The organism is Geobacter sp. AOG2, from assembly GCF_019972295.1.
Classification (GTDB): Bacteria; Desulfobacterota; Desulfuromonadia; order Geobacterales; family Pseudopelobacteraceae; genus Oryzomonas.
Map to the genome: position 1 here is coordinate 410,807 of NZ_BLJA01000001.1, position 13,573 is coordinate 424,379.

11 protein-coding genes are annotated in these 13,573 nt (G+C 58.5%); 10 read left to right on the top strand and 1 reads right to left on the bottom strand.

Going from position 1 to position 13,573, the window contains the following annotated elements; all coding sequences use genetic code 11:
* Positions 1-21 precede the first annotated feature (21 nt).
* The 4 genes from LDN12_RS01815 (at position 22) to LDN12_RS01830 (ending at position 5,065) form a co-directional block, all read left to right on the top strand.
* On the top strand, positions 22-837 hold the full coding sequence (locus LDN12_RS01815; protein WP_223920988.1) for an electron transfer flavoprotein subunit beta/FixA family protein: 816 nt from the start codon (positions 22-24) through the stop codon (positions 835-837).
* A gap of 38 nt (positions 838-875) precedes the next feature.
* Positions 876-2,207, top strand: a complete 1,332-nt coding sequence (locus LDN12_RS01820; RefSeq protein WP_223920989.1) for an electron transfer flavoprotein subunit alpha — start codon at positions 876-878, stop codon at positions 2,205-2,207.
* A 183-nt stretch (positions 2,208-2,390) separates the two neighbouring features.
* Entirely contained in the window at positions 2,391-4,364 is a 1,974-nt protein-coding gene (locus tag LDN12_RS01825; protein WP_223920990.1) for a (Fe-S)-binding protein, read from the top strand.
* Positions 4,365-4,501: 137 nt separating this feature from the next.
* Entirely contained in the window at positions 4,502-5,065 is a 564-nt protein-coding gene (locus tag LDN12_RS01830; RefSeq protein ID WP_223920991.1) for an ANTAR domain-containing response regulator, read from the top strand.
* Positions 5,066-5,112: 47 nt separating this feature from the next.
* On the opposite strand, the gene draG is transcribed toward LDN12_RS01830, so the two are convergent.
* On the bottom strand, positions 5,113-6,018 hold the full coding sequence (gene draG, locus LDN12_RS01835; protein ID WP_223920992.1) for an ADP-ribosyl-[dinitrogen reductase] hydrolase: 906 nt from the start codon (positions 6,016-6,018) through the stop codon (positions 5,113-5,115).
* A gap of 339 nt (positions 6,019-6,357) precedes the next feature.
* On the opposite strand from draG, the gene LDN12_RS01840 reads away from it, so the two are divergent.
* From LDN12_RS01840 to nifK, 6 genes are all read left to right on the top strand, one after another.
* Positions 6,358-7,224 carry a radical SAM protein gene (locus tag LDN12_RS01840; RefSeq protein WP_223920993.1) on the top strand — a complete coding sequence of 289 codons (867 nt, stop codon included), beginning with the start codon at positions 6,358-6,360 and terminating at the stop codon, positions 7,222-7,224.
* A gap of 24 nt (positions 7,225-7,248) precedes the next feature.
* On the top strand, positions 7,249-8,058 hold the full coding sequence (locus LDN12_RS01845) for a GNAT family N-acetyltransferase (RefSeq protein WP_223920994.1): 810 nt from the start codon (positions 7,249-7,251) through the stop codon (positions 8,056-8,058).
* 29 nt (positions 8,059-8,087) lie between these two features.
* Positions 8,088-9,218, top strand: coding sequence for a homocitrate synthase (nifV, locus tag LDN12_RS01850; RefSeq protein ID WP_223920995.1), 1,131 nt, complete (start codon positions 8,088-8,090; stop codon positions 9,216-9,218).
* A 356-nt stretch (positions 9,219-9,574) separates the two neighbouring features.
* Positions 9,575-10,441, top strand: a complete 867-nt coding sequence (gene nifH, locus LDN12_RS01855; protein WP_223920996.1) for a nitrogenase iron protein — start codon at positions 9,575-9,577, stop codon at positions 10,439-10,441.
* A 58-nt stretch (positions 10,442-10,499) separates the two neighbouring features.
* Positions 10,500-11,945: a nitrogenase molybdenum-iron protein alpha chain gene (gene nifD, locus LDN12_RS01860; protein ID WP_223920997.1), complete on the top strand. Its 1,446-nt coding sequence runs from the start codon at positions 10,500-10,502 to the stop codon at positions 11,943-11,945.
* A gap of 83 nt (positions 11,946-12,028) precedes the next feature.
* Positions 12,029-13,498, top strand: a complete 1,470-nt coding sequence (nifK, locus tag LDN12_RS01865; RefSeq protein WP_223920998.1) for a nitrogenase molybdenum-iron protein subunit beta — start codon at positions 12,029-12,031, stop codon at positions 13,496-13,498.
* Positions 13,499-13,573: the final 75 nt, after the last annotated feature.

Genomic DNA, 13,573 nt, shown 5'->3' on the forward strand with positions numbered 1-13,573 from the left:
CATACCAGGAGAACTTCATCCATGCTCGTAGTCGCCTGTATCAAGCAGGTCCCCGACACCACCCAGGTGCAGATCGACCCGGTCACCAACACCTTGGTACGCGAGGGCATCCCCTTTATCGTCAATCCCTATGATACCCATGCGCTGGAAGAGGCGTTGCGCCTGAAAGACCGCTTTGGCTGCAAGGTCGCCGCCATCTCCATGGGGCCTCCCAATGCCGAAGCGACCCTCAGAAAGGCCTTGGCCCTGGGGGTCGATATGGCTATCCTGCTTTCCGACCGGGTTTTCGGCGGAGCCGACACGCTGGCCACCAGCAACGTCCTTTCGGCGGCAATCCGCAAGTTGCACACCGAGGCGGACGAGGTTGGCCTGGTGTTATGCGGCAAGCAGACCATCGATGGCGATACCGCTCAGGTCGGCCCCGGCATTGCCACCCGACTGGCCTATCACCAGCTCACCCTGGTGGACCGCATCGACAATCTGGATGTCGGCGGCAAACGTATCCGCGTCAGCCGCAAGCTGGAAGGGCGCCACGAGATCGTCGAGGCGCCATTGCCCGCCATGCTGACCGTCGTGCGGGAACTGAACCGGCCGCGCTATCCCCGCGTACCCATGCGCCTGGCCGCAGCCGACGCCCAGGTAGAGGTCTGGAACAATCAGGTACTCAAGCTGGACGAACAGGCCATCGGCCTCAAGGGGTCGCCCACCTGGGTCAGCAAGATCTTCTCCCCGGAGCGGGCCAAAGGGGAGATCATCGGCGACGGCTATGGCGATCCCGAAGGCACGGCTGCGCTGCTGATCGATAAGCTGCTGGCGAAGGATATGCTGCCGCTCTAATAGTTACCTTTATAAAATGAAGAAAAAGGTTTTCCGACATGACTGAACCGCAACCACAACCCAAAGTGAAGAAACCACGCGGCAAGGCGCGCCTGCTGGAGGGCAAGTGCATTGCCTGCGGCGCCCGTTGCCAGAGCGTCTGCCCGGTCAATGCCATCGAGATGAACGATGCCGGTGAGCCGGTGGTCATTCCGGAAAAATGCATCGGCTGCGTCAAGTGCATCAAGATCTGTCCCGCCAGTGCCCTGGAGATGTTCTTCACCCCTGAAGAGTTGAAGATACTGGAACAACTGGCTGCTGCCGCCACCCCTGTCGAAGAGGAAGTGGACGAAGAGGCCGCGGCCCTGGCCAAAAAGCTGGCCGCCTACCGTGGCGTATGGGTCTTCGTCGAACAGACCGAGGGAGAACCGGCCAAGGTGTCGTGGGAACTGCTCGGCGTCGGAGCCCAGTTGGCCGCCTCTCTGGGGGTGGAGTTGTGCGCCCTGGTGATCGGCGAAAAGGTGGAGCATCTCTGTGCCGAGGCTTTTGCCCACGGTGCTTCCAAAGCCTACCTGGTGGATGCCCCGGTGTACCGCAACTACCGGACCGAGGCCTATCTGGAGGCCTGTTGCCACCTGATCGCCAAACACAAACCGGAGGTCATCCTCATGGGCGCCACCGGTATGGGGCGCGACCTGGCCGGAGCCGTCGCGACCCGCGTCGCCACGGGGCTGACCGCCGACTGCACCGGCCTCGGTATCGACGACAAGCGTAACCTCATGCAGACGCGCCCGGCCTTTGGCGGCAACATCATGGCAACCATCATGTGCGATAAGTTCCGTCCCCAGATGGCCACGGTCCGTCCCAACGTGATGCCGATGCCGGAGTGCCGGGAGGGCGCCACGGGCACCATCATTCGCGAGGACTTCGTGGTTCCCGAGGAGAATATTCTCACCAAGGTCATCGAGATCATCCATGATACGAAGAACAAAAGCCACGTGGATATCACGGGAGCCGAGTTCATCGTCTCCGGCGGCCGCGGCATGATGGCGCCTGAAAACTTCGCCATTCTAAAAGAATTAGCCGAGGAGTTGGGCGGCGTGGTGGGCGCCTCCCGCAGCGCCGTGGATGCCGGCTGGATGCCGGTTGACCGCCAGGTCGGCCAGACCGGCAAGACCGTCCGCCCCAAGATCTACATCGCCTGCGGCATCTCCGGCGCCATCCAGCATCTGGTCGGCATGCAGGATTCGGACATGGTCATCGCCATCAACCGCGACCGTCAGGCGCCGATCTTCGAGGTCGCCACCTACGGCATCGTCGGCGACCTGTTCCAGGTGGTCCCGGCCATCACGAAACGGATCAGGGAGTTGAAGCAGCAGCGAACGCATTGACTTTTCACATTTGCCACAGAGCCATAGAATCACAGAGAAAAAAACAAGTTGTTCAAAAATAGTCAGATCGTCGCACCCGCTAGACAGGCCCTGCGGAGGCGTAGCAGCGCTACGCCGCACAAGGGGGCCTTCGAGGACGGCGGCGAGATGGCTGTTTTTCAACAACCTTCTTGAGGTCTTGACATGACACCCAACCCGACCATATTCACCCCCCTCCTGATCGTCTCCCTCGGTATCTTTGCCTGGGGTTGCTGGCGCAGGTTCAGCCTGGTGGCCATAGGCCAGGCGGAGAACCGGTTCGACAACATAGGTCAACGTATCGGCGAAATGCTACAGTATGCCTTCGGGCAGAAGCGGGTCTTGGCCAAGCCATTCGGCCTCAATCATTTCGTCATCTTCTGGTCGTTCATCATCCTTTTGGTTTCCAATACCGAATTCCTGTTGCACGGCGTATTCCCTTCCATAAGCCTGTCACACCTGCCCGACGGCGTCTATTTTCCGCTGCTGCTGGTGATTGATGTCGTGTCGCTCCTTGCCCTCGTAGCGGTAGTCATTGCCATGGTCAGGCGGATTGTTGCGCCTCCCTATCCCGAGGCCCGCACTATCGATGCGTTCTTCATCCTGGGGCTGATCGCCACCCTGATGATGGCAAACTTCGGCATGAATGCCGCCAGGATATCCCGCCTGCCGGAAAATTATCTCGCCATTGCCCACACCTACATGCCGGTTTCGAGCGTTGTGGCCGGCCTGATTGCGTCCTCCGCAGGCGCCCTGGTGTTTAACGTCAGTTGGTGGGCGCATGCCGCCGCACTTCTGATATTCATGGCCTATCTCCCCCACAGCAAGCACATGCACATTCTGACCGCCATCCCCAACTGTTTTTTCCGGCGGTTGGAAAAGCCCAATACGCAACCGAGAGAGGAGTTCGTCGGCGGTAACACCTTTGGCGTCGCCCAGGCGGACCGCTTCACCTGGAAAGACCTGCTGGATTCCATGGCCTGTACCGAGTGCGGCCGCTGCCAGAAGGTCTGCCCGGCAAACATTACCGGCAAGCCGCTCAATCCGAGGGCTGTTGTCCACGATATCAAGGTCAACCTGCTGGAGAACGGTGCACTGCTCAAACAGGGAGCAGCCCCGGCCAAACCTCTGATCGGGGATGGGGGCGAGGGGAGTGTCGGAGAGGAGTCCATCTGGGGCTGCACCACCTGCGGCGCCTGCATGGAAGCCTGCCCGGTCTTCATCGAACAGATGCCCAAGATCGTCAAGATGCGTCGCCACCTTGTGGAGACCGAGGCCCACTTTCCCGAGGAGTTGCTCAACCTGTTCGAGAACATGGAGGGTCGCAGCAACCCATGGGGTATCGCCCCGTCGGAGCGCACCAAGTGGTGCGCCCAGATGGAGGTCAAGCCTTTCGACAAGAATACCACCGAGTACCTGCTCTACGTCGGCTGTGCCGGCTCGTTCGATTCGCGTAGCAAGCACGTCAGCGTGGCCCTGGCCCAACTGTTGGACAAGGCCGGTGTCTCCTGGGGGATCCTGGGCAAGGACGAGAAGTGCTGCGGCGACAGCCTGCGCCGCCTGGGCAACGAGTACGTCTTTGACCGCATGGCCAAAGAGAACGTGCGGATCTTTACCGAGCGGGGCGTCAAAAAGGTCATCACCCAGTGTCCACACTGTTTCTCGACACTGAAAAACGACTACAAACAGTACGGGCTCGAACTTGAAGTGATCCACCACAGCGAATTCCTGCGGAATCTGGTGCAGGACGGCTATCTCAAGCAGGAGGGGGCATCCGCGGAGTTGGGGGCCACCGTATTTCACGATTCCTGTTACCTGGGAAGGCACAACGACGTGTACGATGCGCCGCGCGAGGTGATCAAGCTGGCCACCGGGGCGGCCCCGGCCGAGATGGAGCGCAACCGCAACAACGCTTTCTGTTGCGGGGCCGGCGGCGGCAGGATGTGGATGGAAGAGCATACCGGCGAGCGGATCAACCTCAACCGGGTCAAGGAGGCGTTGGAGGAGAAACCGGACACCATTTGCGTTTCCTGCCCCTATTGCCTGACCATGTTCGAGGACGGGCTCAAGGATGTGAAAGCCGACAGCGTCAAGGTGCGCGATGTGGCAGAGGTTCTGGCCGAGGCCGTGCTCAGGTAGGTTTCGACTGGATAAAAGGCTATAACAAACTGTGCAAACCCGAGGGCCCCGGCAGTGCTGACGGGGCCTTTCAGGCATATACTGGCATGTTAGATGCAACTCCATTTGGTATCCGATGGCCACCGGGAGGATGATACATGAAGACAGTTTTAATATGTGACGACGAGCCGCTTATCAGAATGGGTCTGAAAGCCATGCTCATGGATCTTGGATTCGAAGACGTCCTGGAATGCGGGGATGGTAAAAGTGCCGTGGAGATGGCCATGGCGAGCTTTCCCGATATGGCGGTCCTGGATGTGGTCATGCCGGAAATGGACGGGATAACCGCCGCAAAAGAGATCAAGAAAAAACTCAAGATCCCCATCATACTCCTGACCAACTGTTTCGATGCCCAGACCGCGAAACGGGCAGCAGAGAGCGGAATTGCCGCTTTTTTAACCAAGCCGTTGCGCGAGCAGGATCTTGTCCCGGCGATCGAGATCGCTTTGGCCCATACGGAACACGTGGAAGACCTCAAAGAGAAGATTGAAGACCTGAAAGAAACCATTGAGAATCGCAAGGTGATAGAAAAGGCCAAGGGAACGCTGATGGAAAAACAGCGTATGAGCGAGGCCGATGCCTATCGCGCCATGCAGAAGATGGCCATGGACAAGCGCAAAAGCCTGCGCCAGGTGGCGGATGGCATCCTGAAGGGGGTATAACCGATTGAAGCCGGCCGTGGGCAACCCTGTGTGGTTGCCCCGTCGCCTTACCCCAATCTCCCCGCCGGGCTGGCACTGATCAGCCGCTCGGTTAGTACGTTAATCTCTGTGATCACTTTTTTATCCATCTTTTTCAGCCAGCGCGGTGGGATGCCTTCCATCCCAAAGTAGGCACCTGCCAGCATGCCGCAGATGGCGCCGGTAGTGTCCGCGTCAGCGCCCTGGTTGACGGTCCCCACGACGCATTCCTCGAAACTTTTCCCCCTGAAAAACCAGTGAAAGACGGTCTGGAGCGTATCAACCACATAGCCGGTGGCAAGTCCCCGGTAGGGCTCGAAGTTGAAGGTGGGAAAACGGGCTACCAAGCCGTCGGCTTGACGGCGCAGGCGGTTCCGTGATGCGCCGCAGATCGCCAGGTGCAGCATCTCTCCCAGGCAGATGCAGGCCGCGTCTGACAAGGGGTTGTTGTGGGTTATATGGGCCTGCTCGACCGCATATTTTTTCAGCAGTTCTCCGTCGGGTAGAGAGAAGAGCGCCACCGGAATGATCCGCATTGCTGCACCGTTGCCCGCATCCCACTCGTTTGGAGGCACCTCCGTAGTGCCATGCAGCATGAAGGCACGGATGCCCTTGCGGCAGGTGTCGCCGCAATCCACCGGTCGAGATTTGAGCCAGGCGGCAAAATTGCGGGAGATCGCCTCTACGGACCAGCCTTGGCTTTCGATGATCGCCCGGGCGATGCAGAGCGCCATCTCGGTGTCGTCGGTTACCTGCCCCGGCTTCAGGCGAAGCCAGCCACCGCCGATGATGTCCTTGAAAGTGCCGTATTTTGCGGCAATCTCCGGCGCGGTCATGAACTCCACCGTGGCACCCAGAGCGTCGCCAATGGCCATCCCGATGAAGGCGGCCGCAGCCCTGTTGCGGATCTCTGCTGGGTTATACTGGTTGAACATGGAGCAACCATTCATAATGGATTTGCACGATTCCCGCGTATTCCACATTAGACCTGCAAAAGCGAAACCAGAACAGAAAAAAATATACATGATCAAAAAAAAGGCAATTTGTCGTGTTCAGGTCGCGTCACGTGAACGCCGGGCTTCCGGGGAATCTCTCGCGATACGCCATTATTCGTGCCTTTGCAGGGTAATCGTAAATAATATTGTTCTCTGGCACGCTCTATGCCTTACCCCTTACCCATAGGTAGATTAAAATCTCAATGACACCAACTCAGCTAACGGCAACGGAGCCTGTGGAGTGAGCAACAGGCTCTTTTGATTGAAAGGAGAACAACCATGGCGAGTGCATGTGACATGAAAAATAAGATCCAGGGGCATCCCTGCTTCGGCGGCAATCATCATAAAAACGGCCGCATGCATCTGGCGGTTGCCCCTCGATGCAACATCAAGTGCGGTTATTGCACCCGCAAACATGATTGCGCCAACGAATCCCGTCCCGGTGTGACCAGCCGTCTGCTGACCCCCGAGGAAGCCATTATCAAGGTGCGGGAGGTGATGGCCAGTCCGGTGGTGGGGCCAATTATCAAGGTGATCGGTATTGCCGGCCCCGGTGATCCGCTGGCCAACGAGGAGACCTTTGAAACCTTTGAGCTGGTCAAGAAGGAATTCCCGGAACTCATGTTGTGCATGAGCACCAACGGCCTGCTGTTGCCCGAGTCTATCGACCGCCTGTACGAATTGGGCCTGCACAGCCTGACCGTCACCATCAACGCCGTCGATCCCGAGGTCGGAGCCAAAATCTATCGACACGTCATCTACCACGGTAACCATTATACCGGTGTGGAAGGCGCCCGGATCCTGATCGCCAACCAGTTCGAGGGGTTGAAGCGCGCCGCCGAACTTGGCCTCACCATCAAGGTGAATTCCGTGCTGGTGCCCGGGGTGAACGACGACCAGTTGCCGCTGATCGCCGAGCGGGTCAAGAAATTGGGGGCCTTTGTGATGAACATCATGCCGATTATCCCCCAGGCCGAACTGTCGCACATCGAACCACCCAGCGAAGAGCGGCTCGCGGAGGTGCGCAAGGCCAACGAGTCGGTTATCGGGCAGTTCAGCCATTGCAAACAGTGTCGCGCCGACGCCGTTGGCCTGATCGGGCAGGATGTGACGGTCGGCGAGTCAGCCTGCGCGGTACCGAAATGAATAAGGCTGCGGAGTGAATAAGGCATGACCATCGAGCCGTTTCGTAAAGAGGATGTGCCTCGCTTTCTCGGGCTGGCAGCCGTGGAAAACTGGGTAGCGGAGCCGTGGGAATTCGATTTCCTGTTGTCCTCTTTTCCCTCCGGTTGTCTCTCGGCGCGGGACGAAGCCGGTGCGGCCATAGGTTTTGTGACCTCCCTGCGCCACGACCTGAGCGGCTGGATCGGCAATCTTATCGTTGATCAGCGCCACCGCAGTTGTGGCATCGGCGAAGCGCTTTTCCTCGGGGCGTTTGACAACCTGCGTAATGTTGGTGTCGAGACGTTCTGGCTGACTGCCTCGAAAATGGGCAAAGCCCTGTATGAAAAACACGGCTTCAGCAGCACCGACACCATCATCCGCTGGACCGGCAAGGTCAGCGAACCGGCCGGGCCTGTTCCCGCTGCGGCGGGGGAGTTGGATGCGGCCCTCGACCAGCTCGGTTGGGGGGACCGGCGCGACGGCCTGCTTGCCGCTACATCCAGGCGCGGCACTGTCGTGTCCGAAGACTCGGCTTTTGCGGTTATTCAACCGTGCGGCCACGCGGTACAGGTGGGACCATTCAGCGCTCTTTCGTCGGACCGTGCGGCGCGCCTGCTTGACAAGGCGCTGAACAGCCTGCCGGCCGGCATGACGGTTTATATCGATACCCCGGCCTGCAACCGTGGAGCGGTTGCACTGCTGCAGGAACGGGGCTTTATGGATCACGGCACCAACGTCCTCATGTATGCCGGTGCCAAACCGGACTACAGGCCGGAATATGTTTTTGGTTTGGCAACCATGGGCAGTTGCGGGTGATTCGGGGTTTTGGAGATAAGGAGATGACCATGAACGAACCATCAATCATCATTGACGATACGACACTACGCGACGGCGAGCAGACGGCCGGCGTAGTGTTCAACAGGCGCGACAAGATCGCCATTGCCCGCATGCTCGATTCCATCGGCGTACAGGAGCTGGAATGCGGCATCCCGGCCATGGGCAAGGAAGAACAGAGCGATGTCAAGGCGTTGGTGGACCTGGGGCTGAACGCCCGCCTGATCACCTGGAACCGGGCCACGGTGCCCGACATCCAGGCCAGCATCGAGAGCGGAGTAACGGCCGTGGACGTCTCCCTGTCGGTTTCGGATATCATGATCCGCAACAAGATCAGGAAGACCCGTGAATGGGTCAAGGAACAACTCAAGGTCGCCCTTGGTTTCGCCAAGGGGAAAGGGCTGTACGTTTCGGTCGGGGGTGAGGACGCCAGCCGGGCCGATATTCCCTTTCTCATCGAACTGATGCAGATCACGTGGGCCATGGGGGGGGACCGTTTCCGTTTTTGCGATACCCTGGGTATCCTCGATCCTTTCGGCACCTACGATATGGTGCGCGCCCTCCGTACGGCCGTGCCCGAGCTGCCTCTCGAGGTGCACACCCACAACGACCTGGGGATGGCAACCGCCAACGCCATTGCCGGCATCCGCGCCGGAGCCCAGTTCGTCAATACGACGGTCAACGGCCTGGGGGAGCGGGCCGGCAACGCAGCCCTGGAAGAGGTGGTAATGGGGCTCAAGCATGCCAGCGGCATCGACACCGGCATCGATACCCACCGTTTTCGGGAGCTGTCGTTGTTTGTGGCCAAGGCCTCCAACCGGCCGTTGCCGGCCTGGAAAGCGGTGGTTGGCGAGCGGGTCTTTGCCCACGAATCGGGCCTGCATGCCGACGGCGTGATCAAGGACCCCAGAAATTACGAAGGATTCGATCCGGCCGAGGTAGGTCTTGTGCGGCAGATTGTGGTGGGCAAGCATTCCGGTACCAGCGGCCTTATGGAGCGGTATAAGGATATGGGTATTGCCATCAGCCGTTCCGAGGCCATGCACCTGATGGACAAGGTCAGAAAGATTGCCCAGCAGACGCGGCGGCCGCTCAGTAACAGCCAGCTGATCAAACTCTATGGTCTGAAGAGGGCCGCTTGATCAGGCCCTTCTGGTGAGGAGTGTAGCATAATCAAAGGCACCGGCTGCGGTGCCTTTTTTATGGGCATAATGGTTGAGGGTAGGACGTGCTGGCAATGAGCATGCGTGCATAATAAATATGCAATTTTGGTTGCGACAATCGTGTTATTCAGGGCGCTATTTTAAATTATGTTATAATACAGATAGTTGTGAATTGGCATGCAGGATGCAATAACGAGTTTCAAAACATTCGGCGTTGAAAAAACACTAATCGAATTCGGCAAAGGCGCCGCCATTCAGAGTAATGGGGCGCCTTATTAAATTGCCCCGAAAAAACTACGAAAGCTCACGGATTGGTGAGCGAAAGGAGCAGTAACATGAGACAGATCGCAATCTACGGTAAGGGCGGCATCGGCAAATCAACCACCACACAAAACACGGTAGCCGGTCTGGCGTCTATCGGTAAAAAAGTCATGATCGTCGGTTGCGACCCCAAGGCCGACTCCACCCGCCTGATCCTGCATGCCAAAGCCCAGAATACGGTTATGGACCTGGTGCGCGAACTCGGCACGGTCGAGGACCTTGAACTGGCCGATGTCATGAAAGTGGGTTACGGCGATGTGAAATGTGTGGAGTCCGGCGGTCCCGAACCGGGCGTCGGTTGTGCCGGCCGCGGCGTCATCACCGCCATCAACTTCCTGGAAGAGAACGGCGCCTATACCCCTGACCTGGATTTCGTTTTCTACGACGTTCTGGGTGACGTTGTCTGCGGCGGGTTCGCCATGCCGATTCGTGAGAACAAGGCCGAAGAGATCTACATCGTCTGCTCCGGCGAGATGATGGCCATGTACGCCGCCAACAATATCGCCAAAGGTATTCTCAAGTACGCTTCTTCCGGTAAGGTCCGCCTGGGCGGCCTGATCTGCAACTCCCGCAACACCGACCGCGAGGACGAACTGATCGAGGCCCTGGCAAAGCGTCTCGGCACCCAGATGATCCACTTCGTCCCCCGCGACAACCAGGTACAGCGCGCCGAACTGCGCCGCATGACGGTCATCGAGTACTCGCCCGAGCACAAGCAGGCTGAAGAATACCGCACCCTGGCCAAGAAGATCTCCGAGAATAAGATGCTGGTCGTTCCGACCCCGCTGGAGATGGAAGAACTTGAAGAACTTCTGATGGAATTCGGCATCATGGAAGTTGAGGACGAGAGCATCGTCGGCGTGGCAGAGGCAGCAGCCTAGTCCCAGAAGGCATACAGCAGAGGCTGGATTTGCCTCTCATAATCAGAGGAGACCTATTATGTCAGACAAGATACGAAAAGTTGAAGGTATCACCAAGGAATCGACCGAGACCTTGATCGCCGAAACCTTGGCTGTCTACCCCGAAAAGGCCAAGAAGAAGCGCGCCCCGCATCTGGGCGCCAATGATCCGGCATCCGGTTCGGCCTGCGTCAAGTCCAACAAGAAGACCGTCCCCGGCGTCATGAGCGCCCGCGGCTGCGCCTATGCAGGCGCCAAAGGGGTGGTCTGGGGACCGATCCGCGACATGGTCCACGTCTCCCATGGTCCGGTCGGCTGTGGCTGGTATTCTTGGGGTACCCGCCGCAATATGATGAGCGGCATCACCGGCGTTACCAGCTTTCCGATGCAGTTTACCTCCGATTTCCAGGAGAAGGACATTGTGTACGGCGGCGACAAGAAGCTCAAAACCTTGCTGGAAGAGGCTCATGACTTGTTCCCGCTGGCCAAGGGGATCTCGGTCCTTTCCGAATGCCCGGTCGGCCTGATCGGCGATGACATCAACTCGGTCGCCAAGCAGTCGGCCAAGGATCTGGACATCCCCATCATCCCTTGTAACTGCGAGGGGTTCCGTGGTGTTTCCCAGTCGTTGGGACACCACATCTCCAACGATACGATTCGCGACTTCATCATTGGAACCCGCGAGTACGCCGAACCGGAAAGCCCCTATGACATTGCCCTGATCGGCGAATACAACATTGGTGGCGACGCCTGGTCAACGAAGCCGCTTCTCGAAGAGTGCGGTTTCAACGTCAAGGCTGTCTGGACCGGCGACGGCGAACTGGAGAAGATCGCCGCCACCCACACGGTCAAGCTCAACGTCATCCACTGCTACCGCTCCATGAACTACATGTGCAAGGTTATGGAAGAGAAGTACGGCATTCCCTGGATCGAACTCAATTTCTTCGGCCCGACCAAGATTCGCAACAGCCTCAGGCAGCTTGCCGCATTGTTCGACGATACCATCAAAGCCAAGGTGGAGGCAGTGATCGCCAAATACGACCCGATCATGCAGGCGGTTATCGACGAGTACAAGCCGCGCCTGGATGGCAAGAAGGTCATGCTGCTGGTCGGCGGGCTTCGTCCGCGCCACACCATCGGCGCCTATGAGGATCTGGGAATGGACTGCGTCGGTTCGGGCTACGAATTCGCCCACACGGACGATTACGACCGCACCGCCCCGGAGATGCCCGACGCCACCGTGGTCTACGACGACCCCTCCGAGTACGAGTTCGAGAAGTTTGCCGACGCCCTCAAGCCTGACCTGGTCGGTTCCGGCATCAAGGAGAAATACGTCTTTCAGAAGATGGGTATCCCCTTCCGCCAGATGCATAGTTGGGACTATTCCGGTCCGTACCACGGCTATAAGGGATTCGAGGTGTTTGCCCGCGATGTTGACATGGCGATTAACAGCCCGACGTGGAAGCTGGTGAAGGCGCCTTTCTGATTATGTCGGGTTGTCCCCCCTACGGGAAAAAATAACCGTACCGTGGACGGATTGGTCCCGGACGGCTTAAGGAGAGATAAATCATGTCAAACGCACTAGGACTTGAAGTCAAAAAGATTGTCGAGACGCCGCCGGAAGAGGTGGAGCGGGTCAAGGAATGGATCAACACGGAAGAGTATAAAGAGAAGAACTTTGCCCGTCAGGCACTGGTGATCAACCCGGCCCACGCCTGTCAGCCGCTCGGCGCCCAGCTTGCCGCCCACGGTTTCGAGGGGACGCTGCCTTTCGTACACGGTTCCCAGGGGTGTGCCTCCTATTACCGCTCCACCCTCAACCGTCACTTCCGCGAGCCCGCCCCGGCCGCATCGGATGCCATGACCGAGGACGGCGCGGTGTTCGGTGGCCAGAACAACCTGCACGAGGGGCTGGAAAACGCCAATGCCATCTACAAGCCGAAGATGATAGCGGTTTTCACCTCCTGCATGCCGGAGGTTATCGGCGACGACCTGACCGCCTTCATCAAGAACGCCAAACAAAAGGGATTGGTGCCCAAGGAACTCCCGATCCCCTATGCCAACACCCCCAGCTTCAACGGTACTCATATCCACGGCTATGACTCCATGCTGGTCTCGATCCTGCAAAACCTGACCGAGGGTAAACAGGTCGAGGGGCGCTGCACCGGCAAGCTCAACCTGATCGCCGGCTGCGACTTCAATACCGGTGACTATCGCGAGTATAAGCGCATCCTGGAGGCCTTCGGCATCCCCCATACAATCCTGGCCGATATCTCCGACAGCTTTGATTCCCCCTGCGACGGCAACTACCATCTCTACGCCGGCGGAACCAAGCTGGAGGATGCCGCCGACTCCATCAACGGCAAGGCCACCATCGCCATCGGCGCCTATGCCACCCCCAAGACCTTCGGCTGGATCAAGGACAACTACTCCGGCAAGCATGCCACCATGCCGATGCCCATGGGGATCGAGAAGACCGATGCCTTTATCATGAAACTGGCCGAACTGTTCGGCAAGGAGGTGCCCGCCTCCCTGAAAAACGAGCGCGGCCGCGCCGTGGACGCCGTCACCGACTCCCATCAGTACATCCACGGCAAGAAGTTCGCCGTCTACGGCGACCCGGACTACCTGCTGGGCTATGTATCCTTCCTGCTGGAGGTGGGCGCCCGCCCGCACCACATCCTGTGCAGCAGGGGTAACAAGAAGCTGGAGAAGGAACTGCAGGCCCTGCTGGACGGCTCCATGTACGGCCAGGGGTGCAAGATCTACATGAACAAGGACCTGTGGCACCTGCGGAGCCTGATCATGACCGACCCGGTGGACGCCATGATCGGCGATACCCATGGCAAGTTCGCCGCCCGTGACGCGAAGATTCCGCTGTTCCGTTTCGGTTTCCCGATCTTCGACCGGGTCAACAAACACCGTTACCCGATTATCGGCTACCAGGGCGTCGTTAACATGATGACAGAGATCTGCAACAAGTTCATCGATATTACCGATGAAACGTGTGAGGATCGCAACTTCGAGATGATGCGGTAGGCAGAAGGATTCATAAAATGCAGGTAATGAAAAGAGGCGGCCATGGGGCCGCCTCTTTTCGTTTGTTTCCATGGC

Bases quoted from the DNA above. Each gene is read 5' to 3' on its own strand.
- LDN12_RS01815 (WP_223920988.1), top strand. From the start codon at position 22: ATGCTCGTAGTCGCCTGTATCAAGCAGGTCCCCGACACCACCCAGGTG.
- LDN12_RS01820 (WP_223920989.1), top strand. From the start codon at position 876: ATGACTGAACCGCAACCACAACCCAAAGTGAAGAAACCACGCGGCAAG.
- LDN12_RS01825 (WP_223920990.1), top strand. From the start codon at position 2,391: ATGACACCCAACCCGACCATATTCACCCCCCTCCTGATCGTCTCCCTC.
- LDN12_RS01830 (WP_223920991.1), top strand. From the start codon at position 4,502: ATGAAGACAGTTTTAATATGTGACGACGAGCCGCTTATCAGAATGGGT.
- draG (WP_223920992.1), bottom strand. From the start codon at position 6,018: ATGTTCAACCAGTATAACCCAGCAGAGATCCGCAACAGGGCTGCGGCC.
- LDN12_RS01840 (WP_223920993.1), top strand. From the start codon at position 6,358: ATGGCGAGTGCATGTGACATGAAAAATAAGATCCAGGGGCATCCCTGC.
- LDN12_RS01845 (WP_223920994.1), top strand. From the start codon at position 7,249: ATGACCATCGAGCCGTTTCGTAAAGAGGATGTGCCTCGCTTTCTCGGG.
- nifV (WP_223920995.1), top strand. From the start codon at position 8,088: ATGAACGAACCATCAATCATCATTGACGATACGACACTACGCGACGGC.
- nifH (WP_223920996.1), top strand. From the start codon at position 9,575: ATGAGACAGATCGCAATCTACGGTAAGGGCGGCATCGGCAAATCAACC.
- nifD (WP_223920997.1), top strand. From the start codon at position 10,500: ATGTCAGACAAGATACGAAAAGTTGAAGGTATCACCAAGGAATCGACC.
- nifK (WP_223920998.1), top strand. From the start codon at position 12,029: ATGTCAAACGCACTAGGACTTGAAGTCAAAAAGATTGTCGAGACGCCG.